At 53.9% G+C, this 18564-nt stretch carries 19 protein-coding genes; 13 read left to right on the forward strand and 6 right to left on the reverse strand.

What is annotated here, in order from left to right; genetic code table 11:
- Positions 1–45: 45 nt before the first annotated feature.
- Genes On2M_RS00110 through On2M_RS00120 form a run of 3 tightly spaced genes read left to right on the forward strand, consistent with a single transcriptional unit; the run spans position 46 to position 1854 of the window.
- Positions 46–393: a YidH family protein gene (locus On2M_RS00110; protein ID WP_057101861.1), complete on the forward strand. Its 348-nt coding sequence runs from the start codon at positions 46–48 to the stop codon at positions 391–393.
- Positions 383–745: a DUF202 domain-containing protein gene (locus On2M_RS00115; RefSeq protein ID WP_151217117.1), complete on the forward strand. Its 363-nt coding sequence runs from the start codon at positions 383–385 to the stop codon at positions 743–745. Before On2M_RS00110 ends, On2M_RS00115 begins: the two co-directional genes overlap by 11 nt.
- Positions 742–1854 carry an anaerobic sulfatase maturase gene (locus On2M_RS00120; protein WP_187259910.1) on the forward strand — a complete coding sequence of 371 codons (1113 nt, stop codon included), beginning with the start codon at positions 742–744 and terminating at the stop codon, positions 1852–1854. The genes On2M_RS00115 and On2M_RS00120 overlap by 4 nt, the downstream gene beginning before the upstream one ends.
- 2 nt (positions 1855–1856) lie before the next feature.
- Here the strand turns inward: On2M_RS00120 and dsdA are convergent, their stop codons facing one another.
- Both dsdA and dsdX read right to left on the reverse strand, forming a co-directional pair.
- On the reverse strand, positions 1857–3179 hold the full coding sequence (gene dsdA / locus On2M_RS00125) for a D-serine ammonia-lyase (RefSeq protein WP_187253915.1): 1323 nt from the start codon (positions 3177–3179) through the stop codon (positions 1857–1859).
- Positions 3180–3196: 17 nt separating this feature from the next.
- On the reverse strand, positions 3197–4534 hold the full coding sequence (gene dsdX, locus On2M_RS00130; RefSeq protein WP_151217111.1) for a D-serine transporter DsdX: 1338 nt from the start codon (positions 4532–4534) through the stop codon (positions 3197–3199).
- A gap of 229 nt (positions 4535–4763) precedes the next feature.
- Between dsdX and dsdC the strand changes: the two genes are divergently transcribed.
- Together dsdC and On2M_RS00140 are read left to right on the forward strand one after the other, a co-directional pair.
- Entirely contained in the window at positions 4764–5690 is a 927-nt protein-coding gene (gene dsdC, locus On2M_RS00135) for a DNA-binding transcriptional regulator DsdC (protein ID WP_151217220.1), read from the forward strand.
- A gap of 77 nt (positions 5691–5767) precedes the next feature.
- Positions 5768–6850, forward strand: coding sequence for a cellulase family glycosylhydrolase (locus tag On2M_RS00140; RefSeq protein WP_151217110.1), 1083 nt, complete (start codon positions 5768–5770; stop codon positions 6848–6850).
- Here On2M_RS00140 and emrD read toward each other — a convergent pair.
- The 3 genes from emrD to tisB form a co-directional block, all read right to left on the reverse strand.
- Positions 6777–7961, reverse strand: a complete 1185-nt coding sequence (gene emrD, locus On2M_RS00145) for a multidrug efflux MFS transporter EmrD (RefSeq protein WP_187253913.1) — start codon at positions 7959–7961, stop codon at positions 6777–6779. The two genes, On2M_RS00140 and emrD, sit on opposite strands and share 74 nt — an antisense overlap.
- 193 nt (positions 7962–8154) lie before the next feature.
- The gene (locus On2M_RS00150) at positions 8155–8988 is read right to left on the reverse strand and encodes a DMT family transporter (protein ID WP_151217106.1); all 834 of its coding nucleotides are present in this window, start codon (positions 8986–8988) and stop codon (positions 8155–8157) included.
- A gap of 123 nt (positions 8989–9111) precedes the next feature.
- On the reverse strand, positions 9112–9201 hold the full coding sequence (gene tisB / locus On2M_RS00155) for a type I toxin-antitoxin system toxin TisB (protein ID WP_003023909.1): 90 nt from the start codon (positions 9199–9201) through the stop codon (positions 9112–9114).
- Positions 9202–9723: 522 nt separating this feature from the next.
- Here tisB and ivbL point away from each other — a divergent pair.
- From ivbL to ilvN, 3 genes are all read left to right on the forward strand, one after another.
- Positions 9724–9822, forward strand: a complete 99-nt coding sequence (gene ivbL / locus On2M_RS00160) for an ilvB operon leader peptide IvbL (protein ID WP_003827118.1) — start codon at positions 9724–9726, stop codon at positions 9820–9822.
- A gap of 107 nt (positions 9823–9929) precedes the next feature.
- A complete protein-coding gene (gene ilvB / locus On2M_RS00165; protein ID WP_187253912.1) occupies positions 9930–11618 on the forward strand; it encodes an acetolactate synthase large subunit in 1689 nt (562 codons plus the stop codon).
- 3 nt (positions 11619–11621) lie between these two features.
- Positions 11622–11912, forward strand: coding sequence for an acetolactate synthase small subunit (ilvN, locus tag On2M_RS00170; protein ID WP_151224031.1), 291 nt, complete (start codon positions 11622–11624; stop codon positions 11910–11912).
- A 1-nt stretch (position 11913) separates the two neighbouring features.
- Here ilvN and On2M_RS00175 read toward each other — a convergent pair whose 3' ends face one another.
- Positions 11914–12699, reverse strand: a complete 786-nt coding sequence (locus tag On2M_RS00175) for a DeoR family transcriptional regulator (RefSeq protein ID WP_210904070.1) — start codon at positions 12697–12699, stop codon at positions 11914–11916.
- Positions 12700–13024: 325 nt separating this feature from the next.
- Here On2M_RS00175 and rbsK point away from each other — a divergent pair, with 325 nt between their 5' ends.
- The 5 genes from rbsK (at position 13025) to uhpB (ending at position 18560) form a co-directional block, all read left to right on the forward strand.
- On the forward strand, positions 13025–13945 hold the full coding sequence (gene rbsK, locus On2M_RS00180; protein ID WP_003844463.1) for a ribokinase: 921 nt from the start codon (positions 13025–13027) through the stop codon (positions 13943–13945).
- A 27-nt stretch (positions 13946–13972) separates the two neighbouring features.
- The gene (fucP, locus tag On2M_RS00185) at positions 13973–15304 is read left to right on the forward strand and encodes an L-fucose:H+ symporter permease (RefSeq protein WP_210904072.1); all 1332 of its coding nucleotides are present in this window, start codon (positions 13973–13975) and stop codon (positions 15302–15304) included.
- Positions 15301–16314, forward strand: a complete 1014-nt coding sequence (locus tag On2M_RS00190) for an aldose 1-epimerase family protein (RefSeq protein ID WP_210904073.1) — start codon at positions 15301–15303, stop codon at positions 16312–16314. The genes fucP and On2M_RS00190 overlap by 4 nt, the downstream gene beginning before the upstream one ends.
- Positions 16315–16467: 153 nt before the next feature.
- Positions 16468–17058 (forward strand): transcriptional regulator UhpA, encoded by a 591-nt coding sequence (gene uhpA, locus On2M_RS00195; RefSeq protein WP_151217095.1) that lies wholly within the window; start codon positions 16468–16470, stop codon positions 17056–17058.
- On the forward strand, positions 17058–18560 hold the full coding sequence (gene uhpB, locus On2M_RS00200) for a signal transduction histidine-protein kinase/phosphatase UhpB (RefSeq protein WP_187253910.1): 1503 nt from the start codon (positions 17058–17060) through the stop codon (positions 18558–18560). Before uhpA ends, uhpB begins: the two co-directional genes overlap by 1 nt.
- The last annotated feature ends 4 nt before the right edge of the window (positions 18561–18564 follow it).

The following is an 18564-nucleotide window of genomic DNA, read 5'->3' on the forward strand; positions in this document are numbered from 1 at the left end:
TAAGGCGCTAGCCACCATCCGGCAATGACAACCAGAGGAGTTTGGATGAAGATTTCCCGCCTGGGTGAAGCGCCGGATTACCGCTTCTCGTTGGCAAATGAACGCACTTTTCTGGCGTGGATCCGCACCTCGCTGGGGTTTCTGGCGGCGGGTGTGGGTCTTGACCAATTGGCTCCGGATTTTGCCACGCCGGTGATTCGTGAACTGCTGGCACTGTTGTTGTGTCTGTTTGCCGGCGGTCTGGCGATTTATGGCTACCTGCGCTGGTTGCGCAATGAAAAGGCAATGCGCCTGAAAGAGGACTTGCCGTACACTCATAGCCTGTTAATCATCAGCCTGATTTTAACGGTAGTTGCGGTGATTGTGATGGCGCTGGTGCTGTATGCCGGATAGCCGTAAATCGCGACGGATCGCCGATCCTGGTTTACAACCGGAACGTACCTCGCTGGCCTGGTTTCGCACGTTGTTGGGCTATGGCGCGTTAATGGCGCTGGCGCTGAAGCACAACTGGCATCAGGCGGGTTTCCTGTTTTGGGTTTCAATTGTAGTGCTGACGCTGGTGGCGATTGTTCTTTGGCGCTATACCCGCAGTCGCAACCTGATGGATGTCAGTCATAGCGATTTTTCTGAATCTCGCGCGGTGCGTGACAAATTTATGATCTCCCTCGCGGTGTTATCCCTCGCAATACTGTTTGCTGTAACGCATGTCCGCCAACTTATGGCATTTATCGGGAATTTAGCATGACAGGATGTCAGGTCATGGCCAAGCCGGCCAGCTCTCGTTGTAATCTCGATTGTCGCTACTGTTTTTACATTGAGAAACCCACTCAACCCGCAATGGATGACGCTACCTTAGAGACGTTTATTCGCCAACATATCGCTGCGCAGCCGGGGCCCGAAGTGATGTTCGCCTGGCAGGGGGGCGAGCCAACTCTTTGTGGCGTAGACTTTTTTCGCCGCGTTGTGACGTTGCAAAAACAGTACGGAGAAGGGAAGCAAATCCATAACGCTTTCCAGACCAACGGAATTTTGCTCAATGACGAATGGTGTCAGTTTTTACGCGATAACGGCTGGCTGGTTGGGATCTCTCTGGATGGCCCGGCCGAGTTGCACGATGCTTATCGCGTTAACCGCAGCGGAAAACCGACGCATCATAAGGTGATAGAGGCTATTGCTAAACTTCGTGAGTATCAGGTGGAGTTCAATCTGTTGGTGGTGATTAACCGCCTGAACAGCCAGCAGCCCGAACAAATGTATCGTTATCTTCGCCAGCGCGGCACGCCCTTTCTGCAGTTTATTCCGTTGGTTGAATATGATGAAAAAGGCGAGCTTACCGCCGACTCCGTCCCGCCGCAGGCGTGGGGAACCTTTCTGAATTCCGTCTTTGATATCTGGGTCAGAGAAGATATTGGTCGCGTATTCGTCCAGCTATTTGATTCAACCCTCGGGGTATGGTGCGGGCATCCGGCGCAGATGTGTTCGCTAAGCTCCACCTGCGGGCATGCTTTTGCCCTGGAAGCGAATGGCGATTTGTATCAGTGCGATCACTATGTCTACCCTGATTATCGCCTGGGTAATATTCATCACACCTCGCTGAGTGAGCTCAATGCCAGCTCTCGGGCTGCGGAGTTTGGTCAGGCTAAGAGAACCACGCTGAGCGCGGAATGTCAGGCGTGTTCGCTGCTGCGTTTTTGCCACGGCGACTGCCCTAAGCACCGTGGCAGAAATGGAAAGAGTGCGATTTGCGGCGGATACAGCGCTTTTTTCAACCATACCGCGCCGCATATGCGCGTAATGCGTGATCTCATTAAGCAGCATCGTTCACCCGCGGAGCTGATGGCGATGCTGCGCTGAGATTAGCGCCCTTTCGCCAGGTACTGCGCCATTTCGGCTTCCGGCACCATACCGCCGCCGGTCGCCCACACGAGGTGTGTGGCGTTATTGAGCTGCGCTGCGCTAAATCCGTGCATGTGCTGATAGTCAGTGGAGGCGCAAACGTGCTGCGGACCGGTCATCCCCGCCAGCGCCGACGGCTCAAGGCGAATGCCTTCTTCCTGCGCCAACCAGCCCAGCATGTCGTACAGGGTCTGATCGTCCAGGGTATACAGACCGTCGAGCAGACGTTCCATCGCCCGGCCAACAAAGCCCGAGGCGCGACCGACCGCCAGCCCGTCCGCTGCCGTCAGGTTGTCGATACCGATGTCCTGTACGGAGATGGTATCGTGTAGCCCGGTATAAATCCCCAGCAGCATGCACGGGGAGTGGGTTGGTTCCGCGAAGAAACAGTGCACGTTATCGCCAAACGCCAGCTTGAGGCCAAACGCCACGCCGCCAGGGCCGCCGCCGACGCCGCACGGCAGATAGACAAATAACGGATGCTCGGCATCCACTACGCGCCCCTGCTGGGCAAACTGCGCTTTCAGACGCTGACCGGCGACCGCGTAGCCTAAGAACAGCGTGCGGGAATTTTCATCATCGATAAAGAAGCAGTTTGGATCGGACTGTGCCGCCTTACGACCTTGTTCAACCGCCACTCCGTAATCTTCTTCGTACTCCACTACCGTCACGCCGTGGCTGCGCAGCTTGGCTTTTTTCCACGCGCGGGCATCGGCAGACATATGAACCGTAACGTTAAAGCCGATCCGGGCGCTCATGATGCCAATCGACATCCCGAGGTTGCCGGTGGAACCGACTGCGATGCTGTACTGGCTGAAGAACTGTTTAAACTCCGGCGAAAGCAGAATGCGGTAATCGTCTTTGGTGGTCAGCAGACCGGCTTCCAGCGCCAGTTTTTCCGCATGGGTCAGTACTTCATAAATGCCGCCGCGCGCTTTGATTGAACCGGAAATCGGCAGATGGCTGTCTTTTTTCAGCAGGAGTTCGCCGTTAATGTGCTGCCCGAACTCTTTTTCCAGCCGTTTTTGCATGGCCGGGATTGCGGCCAGCTCAGATTCGATAATGCCTCCGGTAGCGGCAGTTTCCGGGAAGGCCTGCGCCAGATACGGTGCGAAGCGCGTCAGACGCGCGTGGGCATCCTCAACGTCGTGTGCTGTCAGGCCAACATAGGGTAAACCTTCCGCAAGAGAGGTGGTGCCAGGGTTAAACCAGGTTGTCTCTTTCAGAGCCACCAGATCTTCCACTAAAGGATGCTGGGCGATAAGTGTTTGAATGTTTTCCATAGTCAGTCTCTTCGCGCTTAGATAATAAAGGAAAGCAGGAATGTGCAAGCCAGTGCAATAACGGACGCGATAAATGTCGCGGTCGTATAGTATTTGAACGTTTCATTGAGGGTGGCGCCGCAGTACTGCTTCACCAGCCAGAACAGGGAATCGGTGACGATCGTGCAGCCAATAGCGCCGGAACCGATGGCAATAGCGATGATCTCTGGGCTCACGTTAGGGTAGAGTGGCAGCATCGGTGCCACGATTGCCGTCGCGCCCATCATCGCAACGGTGGCAGAGCCTACCGCCGCATGCAGAATCAGTGCGACCAGCCACGCCAGCAGAATCGGGTGCATATGCATGTTTGAGAGGATCAGAGCCAGAGTATCCGCCAGCCCGCTGCTCTTGAGGATAGCGTTGAATGCGCCGCCTGCACCGATAATCAGCAGAATGTTAGCAATCGAGCCAAAACCGTTTTCGGTGTGGGTCAGCAGCGTCCCCATGCCAATGTGCTGACGCAGACCGAGAATGTAATAGGCCACGAAAACGGCAATAAACATCGCGGTGATCGGGTTACCGATAAACTCCAGCAGCGTATACAACGTACTGCCTTTCGCCATGTTCAGCTCAGCGACGGTTTTGACCAGCATCAGGCCAATCGGCAGGAGTACGGTAAACAGCGTAGCGCCCAGCGACGGCAGCGTACTTTCGTCGCGCACTTTCAGGTCGGAAAACTCAGCCGGTACCGGTTTAAACGGCAGACGGTTACCGAGGAATTTCAGGTACAGCGGCCCACCGACAAGCGAAGCCATTAAACCCACCAGTAAGCCGTAGACAATTACGGTGCCAATATCCGCGCCCAACTTATTCGCCACGAACAGGGCGGCCGGATGCGGAGGTACGACGCAGTGTACCGCCATCAGCGCCGTACACAGCGGAATCGCCAGCTTCAGTAATGAGGTATTGGTTTTTTTAGCAATCGAAAAGGCCAGTGGAATCAACAGCACCACGCCGACTTCAACGAACAGCGTGATACCGCAAATCAGCCCGACCAGCACCATAATGACGTCCGCGGAAAGCCAACGGCAGCGCTGCAGCGTGAGGCCGATGCGTTCGGCCGCGCCGGACACTTCCATCATTTTGCCCAAAATGGTCCCTAGACCAATAACCGCCGCGAGGAAGCCCAGCGTACCGCCAATACCACTCTCAATGGCATTGACCATATCCAGCGGCCCCATCCCCATCATCGTACCCACGAAGAAACTGGCTAACAGCAGCGCCAGAAACGGGTGGAATTTGAACTTCACGATGGTCAAAACGATTAACACGATGCTTATTAGCAGCGTGCTCACAACCCAGATTTGAGAGTGCATAGCTCACCTTGCCCTGTGATTAATATAGGGTTATTGGACAAAAATAAGGCACGGTCTGACAAACGATATAAATCTCCTTTCACATGAGCCAGGTTGCATCAAATGAGTGATTTGCGTCTAATTACGCTGCATTTATGCGATATGGTTCACCTTGATTCATCTTTATGCTGATTTTTACAGCGAACTTTTTTACACTCCGGCGAATGAATCAGGAGGACAGGAGGTGAGTTTGGATCCCCTACGCGAGGTCAGAAACCGGCTGCTCAACGGTTGGCAGCTGTCAAAACTGTATACCTTTGAAGTGGCGGCCCGGCATCAATCGTTTGCGTTGGCGGCAGATGAGTTATCGTTAAGCCCCAGCGCCGTTAGCCATCGCATTAATCAGCTGGAAGAGGAACTGGGCATTCAGTTGTTTGTCCGTTCGCACCGTAAAGTGGAACTCACCCACGAGGGTAAGCGGGTGTTCTGGGCGCTGAAATCGTCGCTGGATACGCTCAACCAAGAGATTCTTGATATTAAAAATCAGGAGCTGTCCGGGACGCTCACTGTCTACTCACGGCCCTCTATCGCTCAGTGCTGGCTGGTTCCGGCACTCGGCGACTTTACGCGTCGCTATCCGTCGATTTCGCTGACCGTGCTAACCGGAAACGACAACGTCAATCTGCAGCGCGCCGGTGTCGATCTGGCTATCTATTTTGACGATGCACCCTCTGCGCAGCTTACACACCACTTCCTGATGGATGAAGAGATCCTGCCAGTATGCAGCCCGGACTACGCTCGCCGCCATGACCTTACGGGTTCGCTGGTGAATTTGCCGCACTGCACCTTGCTGCACGACAGACAGGCATGGAGTAACGACTCAGGAACCGATGAGTGGCACAGTTGGGCACAACATTTTGCGGCGAATCTGCCGACATCGTCGGGGATTGGTTTCGATCGCTCTGATTTAGCGGTAATTGCCGCCATGAACCATATCGGCGTGGCGATGGGCCGAAAGCGGTTGGTTCAAAAACGTCTCGACAGCGGAGAACTGGTCGCGCCTTTTGGCGATATGGCGCTGAAATGCCATCAGCATTACTACATCACCACATTGCCAGGCAGGCAATGGCCGAAAATTGAGGCATTTATCAGCTGGCTTCAGGAGCAGGTTAAATAAGCGGACTGCGAATATTTTTACGCGTTCTCACTACACGGAAAGTCAAAAAGCATGCTAAATACGTGATATCACTCCTGATGATTTGCGTAAGGACGACTGTGTTAAAGCCGATAGTTTCCCTTTTACTGTTAGCCAGCGCCACCGTGTGTGCCGCGCAACCTGCGCTGACGGCGGCGCAATATGCGCAGCAGCTTGGCGTTGGGATGGACGTAGACTGGGCACGCACCGATCGGGGTATCCGAGAATTTGATCCGCTGGTGGTGCGGGACTACAAGGCGAAAGGGTTGGCCCACGTACGCATTCGTGTGGCGGGAGAGCCCACAGAATCGCGGCTGATTCATCTGCGCAAGCTGGTAGAAGCCTGCGAGCAGTATGGCGTGATCCCGATCATTGCCTATCAGGCTGATGAATATAAAAAAGACCCCAGTGCCGGTAACGAAAAAGAGGTGGTTAACTGGTGGGTGGCAGTGGCGCATTATTTTGGTCAACGCTCGCCGTTGCTGGGTTTTGACCTGATATATGACCCCTCTGATAAGCTCTACCATAATCAGGCATCGCTCAATCGCGTGTATGACAAAACCATTCGAACCATCCATGCCATCGATCCACAGCGAATGATTTTTATCGCGCCGAAACTGCATGCCGCTCCGGAAGATTTGGCCAATCTAAAGCTGCCGCCGCAAAGTCAGAATACCGTGCTGGCCCAATGGCATATTTTTCCGTGGGGACCGATGAAAAATAACGGCAAATATCCGTGGACATCAGGGACTGCGGCAGAAAAGGCCGCCATTCGCGCGCGTATCAATACCGCCATTCATTGGCAGCAGAAAACAGGTCATCTCAGTTGGGTTGGAGGCTGGTCGCCAGGAGAGACCATCAGAAACCCGCCTTCTGCTTCGCAAATGGCGTTTGCACGCTTTATGGCGTGCGAGCTGAAAAAAGCGAAAATTCCCTATGCTATCAATGCGGATACGCAGTTCTATGATGGTGAGGAGGGGGCCTGGCGTCCGGCGCTGGAGCCGTTGCTGACGACGATGATCGCGCCAGAATGCGAAAAGCCCGGCGATATGCCGGGCCATCATACGCTTAAACCGCCTGTCCCTGATGCGATACGCGTGACGCCAGCGGAAGCCAGCAAACAAAAATCAACAGCCCCATAAGGGTCATCAGCAGACCCAGACTGGCTTGCCCGGTTTGCGGCAGCATGGCAGAGAACCATGCCAGCACGCCGGAACCAATGTTCTGTAATCCTCCAACCAGCGCGCCAGCCGTGCCTGCCAGGAACGGGAAAGGCTCCATTGCGCCGCTGGTTGCCAGAGGAAACAACATTCCGGCACCGAAGAAAAACAGTGCGGCAGGAACCAGCAGCGTCCAGACGTTCATCACGTCAAACAGCCCTGGGATCCACATCATTAAACCCGCTACCAGACAGCAGGTCACCGACTGCCACATTAGCGTCGAGAAACGCTTATTCTGACGACCGGCAAACCATGCACCGAAAAATGCCGCCGGGATGGGCAGAATAAACAGGATACTGACCACCATGCTGCTCAGACCGAGTCGTGCGCCCAACAACACCCCGGAGCAGGCCTCAAAGACCGCAACACCCGCCAGACCACCGATCAACATCAGCACGTAACAGGTGAAAGCGCTATTACCAAACAAGGTTTTGTAGCTGGCGATCAGTCGTGGACGCGGCGCATCCGCAGGGCGCGTTTCCGGCATCCAGCGTGCCATGCTAAACGTCACGCCCGCACACAGAATCAACAGGAAAATATAGCAGGCGCGCCAGTTCCACACTGTGTCCAGCACACCACCAATCAGCGGAGCTAACAGCGGACTGACCAGGATCCCCATGTTTAACAGACTATTGGCGTGGCGCAGTTGCGTGCCTTCGTACAGATCGCGCGGTAACGTTCGCGCCATCACACCGCCGACGCCCGTTCCCATCCCCTGGATGGCGCTGGCGATAATCAGTACCGTCAGGCTATGGGTGGTAATCGCGACAAGCGTGGCCAGCATAAAAATAGACATTCCGGCGAGGATCACCGGGCGGCGCCCTACGCGGTCAGAAAGGGGACCGTAAACCAGTTGCGACACGCCGTAGGTCAGCAGATAGGCGGCCATCACGCTTTGTACCGCCCCTTCGCGAACGTTCAGTTCACGCGCCATATCAGCAATCGCGGGGATATAAATGGTTTGCGCCATCTGACCTACCGCCACCAGTAATACCAACATCAACAACAAATTGACGCTTCTATGCCTTTTCATTTCGCTGATTACTTTTAAAAAAGAGAAAAAAGAAGAATAAGGTGCTGCACTTTCCCGTAAATGCGCGTGGAATCTACCACAACAGAAAAAGAAGGCCAGATAGTGGGCTGGAAAGTTTACGTGATAGACGGCAGGAAATGTAAACAAAAAGCGGCAACAAATGTTGCCGGATTGCATCGGGTTTACAACGCGATCATGATAAGCGGAGTAAAACTGCGCCTACAGCAATGCCTGCGGCTGCAACAAGACGTATTCCGGCAACCTTTTCTTTCAGCAGCAGCCACGCGAGCAGCGCGCCAAACAGGATCGACGTTTCACGCAGCGCAGCGACCACCGCCAGCGGAGCCTGGGTCATGGCCCACAGCGCCAGGCCGTAAGATCCCATCGTACCAATCCCGCCAAGAATACCTTTTTTCCACTGCTGTACCAGATAACGTGACGCTTCCCGGCGTCGGGCGAACATCGCCCAGCTCAGCAGGCAAGAGCCGTTCAGAAAGAAGGTCCATAGCGTGTAGCCCAGCGCGGTTTCTGAAAGCCTGACGCCAGTGCCATCAACCAGCGTATAACCGGCGATAAAGCAGGCGTTAACGAGCGCCAGGATAATCCCGCGTTGCGAACCGCTACGTCCGTTAAATGCCATCCCGAGAATAGCCAGACAGATGGTGGCAATCCCTACCCAGGCGAGTAACGAGAGGCTATCGCCAAGGAACAGGACGCTGATAATTGCGACCAGCAGCGGCGCTGTGCCGCGCATCAGAGGATAGGTCTGGCTCATATCTGAAACCTGATAGGTTTTAGCGACCAGAACGGTATAGACCACCTGTAATGCGGTTGAGACAGCTAAAAACGGCAGGCTGGCGGCAGAGGGTTGCGGCGCAAAGGGTAAACAAATCAGCGCCATAATCGCAGCGGTTCCGCTGACGCTGATCGCCGAGTACAGCTTGTCGTTTCCCGCTTTTACAATGGCATTCCAGCTGGCATGCAGCAGTGCGGCGAACAGCAAAATGCAGAAAACAGAAAGCGTCATAGTGGAATTCTTCCCTGAGAATGTCATAAAAACGTAACACATTGGTACGACACAAGCACCAGGGAGAAGGTGAAAGGGGAGCGGAGTGTTACCCGCCCCCCTTCGGTGCGACTTGAATCTGAGTTACTTAACGTATTTCAGAACAGCATCAAGGAGTTGCAGTGCTGCAACAATGAGTTTGAGGATAAGAATAGCGATATCCACGAGGCTCATACGCTCTCCTTTTGGTACAAGGAGCACGGTGCTGGCGTACCTCGCCGCTGCCTGTTGCCAGCACCTTTGTTGACATAACACAGTGTGCTCACACGGGGTTAAGGCGCTGACGGCACCACCCGTTTCAGCCAGGACTTTGTTGCGCCGGTTTACTCTGCGGCCCCCGCATAACACATTGCGTACCGAGACATTATAGATAAATACTGTATAAATTAACAGTATTTTGTGGACGTTATGCTATTCATGTTCCATACTCAAAACCATCAAAATTCGTGCCGAAATTGCGTGTTCTTCGCAGAACGCGTATACTTTTTTTGTTGACATAACACAGTGTGTTCGGCGGCTACCAACCGCGCCGCGCTGAAAAAAAACCTCGCTCCGGCGGGGTTTTTTGTTTTTCAACTGGGCACAGCGAAATGTGATCCTTGACGCATTTTTGTGCAGATGAAAATTTTTCCATTGTCACACTGAAAAACCTGTGTTTGTATGAATCCAGTTAATCAACAAACAAACAGGTCCCTAATGAACCCTTCTATGCTGACTGCGACCCTACTAAAAACTGCGCCATCTCGCGCAGCGGTCGTCGTGCGTGTGGTGGTGGTCGTCGGCAATGCGCCGTAGGGTCCGGAACAACACACGATTCCAAAACCCCGCCGGCGCAAACCGGGCGGGGTTTTTCGTTTCAGAGACCTGCCCGGAGCAAAGGCCCAGAATAAAAGGACTGGAGCATGGCAAGTTCGGGCATAACATCCAAGCGTACGCGTTTTACGGGCGCAGAATTCATCGTTCATTTCCTGGAGCGCCAGGGGATTCAGGTCGTCACCGGTATTCCAGGCGGCTCGATTCTTCCCGTTTATGACGCCTTAAGCCAAAGTACGCAAATCCGTCATATCCTGGCGCGCCACGAGCAGGGCGCGGGGTTTATCGCGCAGGGGATGGCGAGAACCGATGGCAAGCCCGCCGTCTGTATGGCTTGTAGCGGACCGGGCGCAACCAACCTGGTGACTGCCATTGCCGACGCGCGTCTGGATTCCATCCCGCTGGTGTGTATCACCGGACAGGTTCCGGCCTCGATGATTGGCACTGACGCCTTCCAGGAAGTTGACACCTACGGCATCTCTATCCCCATCACCAAACACAACTATCTGGTCCGTCATATCAATGAATTACCGCAGGTCATGAGCGATGCGTTCCGCATTGCGCAGTCCGGACGCCCAGGCCCGGTGTGGATAGACATTCCTAAGGATATTCAAACCGCTGTTTTTGACATTGAAGAAATGCCGGAGCCTGCGCAGAAAATGGCGGCGCCGGAATTCAGCCAGGACAGTATTCGTGATGCTGCAGCTATGATTAACGCCGCCAAACGCCCGGTGCTGTACCTCGGCGGCGGCGTGATTAACGCGCCGGGGCGCGTTCGTGAGCTGGCCGAAAAAGCAAAATTGCCTACCACCATGACGTTGATGGCGCTCGGCATGTTGCCAAAAGCGCATCCGCTGTCGTTAGGCATGCTGGGTATGCACGGCGCGCGCAGCACCAATTTTATTCTGCAAGAGTCTGATTTACTGATTGTTCTTGGCGCACGTTTTGATGACCGGGCGATTGGTAAAACCGAACAGTTCTGCCCGAATGCCAAAATCATCCACGTGGATATTGACCGCGCAGAGTTGGGTAAAATCAAACAGCCGCACGTGGCGATCCAGGCGGATGTCGATGAGGTTCTGGCGCAATTGATCCCATTGATTGAAGCGCAACCGCGTGAAGAGTGGCATCAGCTGGTGTCTGACCTGCAGCAAGAATTTCCATGCACGATCCCGCAGGAAAAAAATCCGCTCAGCCATTACGGGCTGATTAACGCCGTTGCCGCCTGCGTGGACGACAGCGCGATCATTACCACCGACGTCGGTCAGCATCAGATGTGGGCGGCGCAGGCTTATCCGCTGAACCGCCCACGTCAGTGGCTGACCTCCGGCGGTCTGGGAACCATGGGCTTTGGCCTGCCAGCGGCGATTGGCGCGGCGCTGGCGAACCCGGATAAAAAAGTGCTGTGCTTCTCTGGTGACGGCAGCCTGATGATGAACATTCAGGAAATGGCGACAGCCAGCGAAAATCAGCTGGATATTAAAATCATTCTGATGAATAACGAAGCGTTGGGTCTGGTGTATCAGCAGCAGAGCCTGTTTTATAAGCAGGGCGTTTTTGCCGCCACCTATCCGGGAATGATTAACTTTATGCAGATTGCCGCCGGGTTTGGGCTCGAAACCTGCGATTTGAATAACGAAGCGGACCCACAGGCAGCATTGCAGGCCATTATCAATCGTCCCGGCCCGGCGCTGATCCACGTACGCATCGATGCCGATGAAAAAGTATACCCGATGGTGCCGCCGGGTGCGGCAAACACAGAGATGGTGGGGGAATAAGCCATGCAACAGCAGACTCATGACAACGTAATCCTGGAACTCACCGTGCGTAACCACCCCGGCGTAATGACTCACGTTTGCGGCCTGTTCGCCCGTCGCGCGTTCAACGTGGAAGGCATTCTCTGTCTACCGATTCAGGGCAGCGATAAAAGCCGCATCTGGCTATTGGTCAACGACGATCAACGTCTGGAGCAGATGATAAGCCAGATCGACAAGCTGGAAGATGTGGTGAAGGTGACCCGCAACCAGTCCGACCCGTCGATGTTTAACAAAATCACGGTTTTCTTTGAGTGAGTTAGTCGCCGTCTGAGTCCGGAGTGATGACTTTGACAGAGCCGTTCCGGCAGTGGGTTGCGTAATCTGCCGGTAACGGACGATCGCTTATCAGTACATCAAAAGTGGAGAGCGGACCAATGCTGGCGGGGGCGACCTCATCAAACAGGGCGTGGCGCGTCAGCAGAATTTTGCGTAATCCGCGTTCCATCGCTTTGCGTTTGGTGGCCAGATCGTCCGGGTTGAACCAGCTAACGCCGAAGTGCTCATGGACGCCGCTGGCGGAGATGAATACTTTTCGTGGGTTGAGCGCATCCAGGGGAGAGGGTGTGCTGGTATCGTAAAAGGCGTCACTTTTCGCCCGATAGGTGCCTCCGCAAAGAATCACCGTGGCATTGGGTTTTTCATTCAGCGCCACGAATACCCGGTGCGAGTAGCAAATTCCGGTAAAGGAAATATCATCCGGGATCATGCTGACGACTAATGGCATTTCCGCACCATTATCAAAAAAGACCAGATCGTTTTCACTTACCAGTCCCGCGGCCAGAATGGCAACCGGTAAGTCGTCGCGATGATACTGTTTTTGCGCAGGCACTGGGGCATTAACGTTGGCGGCGGGCTTGTTCACCATCACAATGTAACCACCGAGCAGCGTAAGCGGTAACGGCTCGTCATCCTGGCTGAGATCCCGACGAATGGTCATCACGGAAACCTCCAGCATTCGCGCCGCCTCTTTCAGATGGATTCTGTCGGTCTTCTTCAACAATTCCATCAGACGTCGAATACGTTCTTTTTGCTTGGTTTCCATGCATACTCTCCACGAATCATGTTCTCATGTTCCTTCAGTAACATTTGTGTGTTTCTGAGAACATGACATTGCTGCATTACTATACGTCTGACTATTGTGAAATAAAAGCGTGTTTTTTCACGTTTTATTGATTACATGCAGCTTATTTTTAGCCAATTGTAAGCAAGTTAATCATTTTGAATGTGATAGAAGTGCAACACTTAGCGGAATAAATAAACAATAAAATGATCCTCCAATCGCGATCCTAGTCACAAATGATACGAAAGTAACATGATAATGTTATTTTAATATCATTGTTGTGTGATTGTTTCTGAGAGGTAGTAAAATGGATATCGCGGTTATTGGCTCCAACATGGTGGATCTCATCACCTACATCAACCAGATGCCCAAAGAAGGGGAAACGCTGGAAGCGCCCGCGTTCAAAATTGGTTGTGGCGGTAAAGGGGCAAATCAGGCCGTTGCGGCCGCTAAGCTCAATTCCAAAGTACTGATGCTGACGAAAGTTGGTGATGATATTTTTGCGGATAACACCATTCGTAATCTCGAATCCTGGGGGATTAATACGACCTATGTCGAAAAGGTACCTTGTACCAGTAGCGGCGTTGCGCCGATCTTTGTTAATGCAAATTCCAGCAACAGCATTCTGATCATCAAAGGCGCCAACAAATTTCTCTCTCCGGAGGATATCGATCGCGCCGCTGAAGATCTGAAAAAGTGTCAACTTATTGTCCTGCAGCTTGAAGTTCAGTTGGAAACGGTTTATCACGCGATTGAATTTGGTAAAAAACACGGTATTGAAGTGTTACTAAATCCCGCGCCAGCATTACGGGAATTAGATATGTCTTATGCCTGTAAATGCGATTTCTTCGTGCCGAATGAAACCGAGCTTGAAATATTAACCGGTATGCCGGTGGATACCTATGACCATATTCGTGCTGCGGCACGTTCGCTGGTTGATAAAGGTCTGAACAATATTATCGTCACCATGGGTGAGAAAGGTGCACTGTGGATGACGCGTGACCAGGAAGTCCATGTGCCGGCCTTTAAAGTGAACGCTGTCGATACCAGTGGCGCAGGTGACGCTTTTATCGGTTGTTTTGCCCACTATTACGTTCAAAGCGGTGATGTCGAAGCCGCCATGAAAAAAGCCGTTCTCTTCGCTGCATTTAGCGTTACCGGGAAAGGCACTCAATCATCTTATCCAAGCATCGAACAATTTAATGAGTTTCTTACCTTAAACGAATAATACTCCTGCATTGTAAAAGGTAGCACTATGAACGATAAAAACATCATTCAGATGCCTGACGGCTATCTGAATAAGACACCTCTGTTCCAGTTTATTTTGTTATCCTGTTTATTCCCATTATGGGGATGCGCAGCCGCATTAAATGATATTCTGATTACGCAATTCAAAAGCGTATTTTCACTCAGCAACTTTGCTTCGGCATTAGTGCAGAGTGCCTTTTATGGCGGGTATTTTTTAATTGCGATTCCAGCATCATTGGTGATTAAAAAGACCAGCTATAAAATCGCCATCTTAATGGGACTGACGCTTTATATTGTTGGCTGTACGCTCTTTTTCCCGGCATCGCACATGGCCACCTACACCATGTTCCTCGCGGCAATTTTTGCGATTGCGATTGGCCTGAGCTTCCTGGAAACGGCAGCTAATACTTACAGCTCCATGATAGGCCCAAAAGCGTATGCCACCTTGCGCCTGAACATCAGCCAGACCTTTTACCCCATTGGCGCAGCTGCCGGTATTCTGCTGGGCAAATATCTGGTCTTCTCTGAAGGTGAGAGTCTGGAAAAACAGATGGCTGGGATGAACGCGGAACAGATCCACAACTTTAAAGTGTTGATGCTGGAAAATACCCTTGAACCTTACAAGTACATGATTATGGTGCTGGTTGTGGTGATGGTGTTGTTCCTGCTGACCCGCTTCCCGACCTGCAAAGTCGCGCAAACGGCGAGTCATAAGCGCCCGTCAGCGATGGACACGCTGCGTTATCTGGCCAACAATGCCCGTTTCCGCCGTGGGATTGTGGCGCAGTTCCTGTATGTGGGGATGCAGGTTGCGGTGTGGTCATTCACTATCCGTCTGGCACTGGAATTGGGTGATATCAACGAGCGTGACGCTTCAACCTTCATGGTCTATAGCTTTGCCTGCTTCTTTATCGGCAAGTTTATCGCCAACATATTGATGACGCGCTTTAATCCGGAAAAAGTGCTGATCCTCTACTCCATCATTGGCGCACTGTTTCTCATCTATGTTGCGCTGGCGCCCAGCTTCAGTGCCGTGTACGTCGCCGTGCTGGTGAGCGTCCTGTTTGGACCCTGTTGGGCGACAATCTACGCCGGTACGCTGGATACCGTGGATAACGAGCATACTGAAATGGCGGGAGCTGTGATTGTCATGGCAATTGTCGGTGCTGCGGTAGTTCCGGCAATTCAGGGCTATGTGGCCGATATGTTCCACTCGCTGCAACTCTCTTTCCTGGTCTCCATGTTGTGCTTCGTGTACGTCGGAATCTACTTCTGGCGTGAGAGCAAAGTACGCAATAATCTGGCTGAAGCGACGGTTTCCTTAGGAGAACGATCATGACAACACGTATCCCGCTGTGGCGGGAACTCTTTGCCGAGCATCCGCGAATCTTACTGAAAAATAGCGATTTCACGGTTACCGCGTTTCGTTATGCCAGCGGTGTGGAAGGGCTGAAGGTAGAAAACAGTCGTGGACATCTGGTTATTCTGCCCTGGATGGGGCAGATGATCTGGGATGCTCAGTTTGACGGGCATGATCTGACCATGCGCAACATGTTTAGTCAGCCAAAACCGGCTGCAGAAGTGGTCGCGACCTACGGCTGCTTTGCTTTCCACTCGGGGTTATTGGCTAATGGCTGCCCGTCGCCAGAAGATTCTCACCCGCTGCATGGTGAAATGGCCTGTGCCGCGATGGATGAGGCCTGGCTGGAACTGGAAGGCGAGAATTTGCGCGTAAGCGGACGCTACGAGTATGTGATGGGATTCGGTCATCATTATCAGGCGCATCCGGCGGTGGTCATGCGCAAGGCGAGCGCGCTGTTTGATATTCAGATGGCGGTCACTAACCTCGCCTCAGTGGCAATGCCGTTGCAGTACATGTGCCATATGAACTATGCCTACGTCCCGGAAGCGACCTTCAGCCAGAATATCCCGGATGAAGCCATAACGCTGCGTGAGTCGGTACCCGCACATGTTAAGCCTACCGAGCAGTGGCTGGCGTTTAATCAGCGAATTATTCAGGGTGAGGCCTCGCTGGCGCGCCTTAATGAACCCGATTTTTACGATCCGGAAATCGTTTTCTTCGCTGACCAACTGGACAGATACACGGATAAGCCTGAATTTAGCATGATCGCACCTGATGGCACCACGTTCGTGACGCGTTTCTCCAGCGCGGAGCTGAATTATGTCACCCGTTGGATCCTTTATAACGGCGATCAGCAGGTGGCAGCCTTCGCACTACCCGCGACCTGTCGCCCTGAAGGCTTCCTGGCGGCGGAGCGAAACGGGACGTTGATTCAGATAGAACCGAAAAACACCCGCACATTTACCGTCACAACGGGCATAGCCTGATCGCTCAAGGCTTGAACAGCAAAGCACTTATCGTTAAGGTAAGCGCTTTTGCCGGATGGCGGTATTAATGCCTTATCCGGCCTACAACGGCACCCGCCCGTAGGCCTGATAAGCGCAGCGCCATCAGGCATGTCTTAGCGCCAGGATGAACCCATGATCACCGTTGCCCTTATCGACGACCACACTATCGTCCGCTCCGGCTTTGCCCAACTGCTCGGTCTGGAGCCTGATTTGCAGGTTGTGGCTGAGTTTGGCTCAGGCAGCGAGGCGCTGGCGGGATTACCGGGGCGCGGCGTGCAGGTCTGTATCTGTGATATCTCGATGCCAGACATCTCCGGCCTTGAACTGTTAAGCCAGTTGCCAAAGGGAATGGCGATTATCATGCTCTCTGTCCATGACAGTCCAGCGCTGGTGGAGCAGGCGCTCAACGCGGGCGCGCGTGGTTTCCTTTCCAAACGCTGTAGCCCGGATGAGCTGATCGCGGCGGTGCATACCGTGGCGACCGGCGGCTGTTATTTGACGCCGGACATCGCCGTCAAGCTGGCGGCCGGTCGTCAGGATCCGCTGACTAAACGCGAACGTCAGGTGGCGGAAAAACTGGCGCAAGGCATGGCGGTCAAAGAAATTGCCGCCGAACTGGGCCTGTCGCCGAAAACGGTGCACGTCCACCGCGCCAACCTGATGGAAAAGCTGGGTGTCAGCAACGACGTCGAACTGGCCCGCCGGATGTTTGACGGCTGGTAATGAACACGCTCTGTTCCCGGTTAATCACCGTTGTTGCCTGCTTCTTTATCTTCTCTGCCGCGTGGTTCTGCCTGTGGAGCATCAGCCTGCATCTGGTTGAGCGCCCGGAGCTGGCGGTTCTGTTGTTTCCATTTGGCCTGCGTCTGGGGCTGATGCTGCAATGTCCGCGCGGCTACTGGCCGGTGTTGCTGGGTGCGGAATGGCTGCTTCTTTTCTGGCTGACGCAGGAAGTGGCGCTAGAACATTTGCCCCTTTTGATGATCGGTAGCTTCCTCACACTGCTGCCGGTGACGCTGATCTCCCGTTATCGCCATCAGCGCGACTGGCGTACCTTGCTGTTGCAGGGCGCGGCGCTGACGGCGGCGGCGCTGTTACAGTCGCTGCCGTGGCTGGGGCAGGGGGAAGCTGCGTGGAATGCACTGCTGCTGACCCTCACCGGTGGATTAACGCTGGCCCCAATTTGCCTGGTGTTCTGGCACTATCTGACCAGTACAACCTGGCTGCCACTCGGTCCGGCGGTGGTGTCTCAGCCGGTGAACTGGCGCGGGCGGCATCTGGTCTGGTATCTACTGCTGTTTAGCATCAGCCTGTGGCTCCAGCTGGGATTACCCGCCGAGCTTTCGCGCTTTACGCCGTTCTGCCTTGCCTTACCAATCATCGCATTGGCCTGGCACTACGGCTGGCAGGGGGCACTGATTGCGACGTTGATGAACGCCATTGCGCTGATTGCCAGCCAGACCTGGCACGATCACCCCGTTGATTTACTGCTCTCGCTGTTGGCGCAAAGCCTGACCGGGTTGCTGCTCGGCGCAGGGATCCAACGCCTGCGCGAGCTGAATCAGTCGCTGCAAAACGAGTTAGCGCGTAACCATCGGTTGGCTGAACGCCTGCTGGAGACCGAAGAGAGCGTGCGTCGCGACGTGGCGCGCGAGCTGCACGATGATATCGGCCAAACCATCACCGCCATTCGTACGCAAGCGGGCATCGTCCAGCGCCTGGCTCCGGAGAATGCGGGCGTGAAGCAGAGCGGGAAGCATATTGAGCAGCTCTCGCTGGGTGTCTACGACTCGGTGCGCCGCCTTCTGGGTCGTCTGCGTCCTCGCCAACTGGATGATCTCACGCTGGAGCAGGCCATCCGCTCATTGATGCGTGAAATGGAGCTGGAAAGCCGCGGCATCGTCAGCCATCTTGACTGGCATATTGATGAATCGGCTCTCAGCGAAAGCCAGCGCGTGACGCTGTTCCGCGTCTGCCAGGAAGGGTTAAACAATATTGTGAAGCACGCCAACGCCAGCGCGGTGACGTTACAAGGCTGGCAACAAGATGAGCGGCTGATGTTGGTGATTGAGGACGACGGCAGCGGCTTGCCACCTGGGTCGAATCAGCAGGGATTTGGCCTGACCGGAATGCGTGAACGCATTACCGCCCTCGGGGGGGCGTTGTCGATTTCCTGCACCCACGGCACGCGGGTCAGCGTGTCACTGCCTCAACGTTATGTGTAAGGAG

The sequence above is a fragment of the Citrobacter sp. On2M genome (assembly GCF_018035235.1).
Classification (GTDB): domain Bacteria; phylum Pseudomonadota; class Gammaproteobacteria; order Enterobacterales; family Enterobacteriaceae; genus Citrobacter; species Citrobacter meridianamericanus.

Coding starts and splice junctions, on each gene's coding strand:
- ilvN (WP_151224031.1), top strand. CDS start 11,622: ATGCAACAGCAGACTCATGACAACGTAATCCTGGAACTCACCGTGCGT.
- dsdA (WP_187253915.1), bottom strand. CDS start 3,179: ATGGAAAACATTCAAACACTTATCGCCCAGCATCCTTTAGTGGAAGAT.
- emrD (WP_187253913.1), bottom strand. CDS start 7,961: ATGAAAAGGCATAGAAGCGTCAATTTGTTGTTGATGTTGGTATTACTG.
- ivbL (WP_003827118.1), top strand. CDS start 9,724: ATGAACCCTTCTATGCTGACTGCGACCCTACTAAAAACTGCGCCATCT.
- On2M_RS00150 (WP_151217106.1), bottom strand. CDS start 8,988: ATGACGCTTTCTGTTTTCTGCATTTTGCTGTTCGCCGCACTGCTGCAT.
- tisB (WP_003023909.1), bottom strand. CDS start 9,201: ATGAGCCTCGTGGATATCGCTATTCTTATCCTCAAACTCATTGTTGCA.
- uhpB (WP_187253910.1), top strand. CDS start 17,058: ATGAACACGCTCTGTTCCCGGTTAATCACCGTTGTTGCCTGCTTCTTT.
- On2M_RS00115 (WP_151217117.1), top strand. CDS start 383: ATGCCGGATAGCCGTAAATCGCGACGGATCGCCGATCCTGGTTTACAA.
- On2M_RS00175 (WP_210904070.1), bottom strand. CDS start 12,699: ATGGAAACCAAGCAAAAAGAACGTATTCGACGTCTGATGGAATTGTTG.
- On2M_RS00190 (WP_210904073.1), top strand. CDS start 15,301: ATGACAACACGTATCCCGCTGTGGCGGGAACTCTTTGCCGAGCATCCG.
- dsdX (WP_151217111.1), bottom strand. CDS start 4,534: ATGCACTCTCAAATCTGGGTTGTGAGCACGCTGCTAATAAGCATCGTG.
- On2M_RS00140 (WP_151217110.1), top strand. CDS start 5,768: ATGATTTGCGTAAGGACGACTGTGTTAAAGCCGATAGTTTCCCTTTTA.
- On2M_RS00120 (WP_187259910.1), top strand. CDS start 742: ATGACAGGATGTCAGGTCATGGCCAAGCCGGCCAGCTCTCGTTGTAAT.
- fucP (WP_210904072.1), top strand. CDS start 13,973: ATGAACGATAAAAACATCATTCAGATGCCTGACGGCTATCTGAATAAG.
- uhpA (WP_151217095.1), top strand. CDS start 16,468: ATGATCACCGTTGCCCTTATCGACGACCACACTATCGTCCGCTCCGGC.
- On2M_RS00110 (WP_057101861.1), top strand. CDS start 46: ATGAAGATTTCCCGCCTGGGTGAAGCGCCGGATTACCGCTTCTCGTTG.
- ilvB (WP_187253912.1), top strand. CDS start 9,930: ATGGCAAGTTCGGGCATAACATCCAAGCGTACGCGTTTTACGGGCGCA.
- rbsK (WP_003844463.1), top strand. CDS start 13,025: ATGGATATCGCGGTTATTGGCTCCAACATGGTGGATCTCATCACCTAC.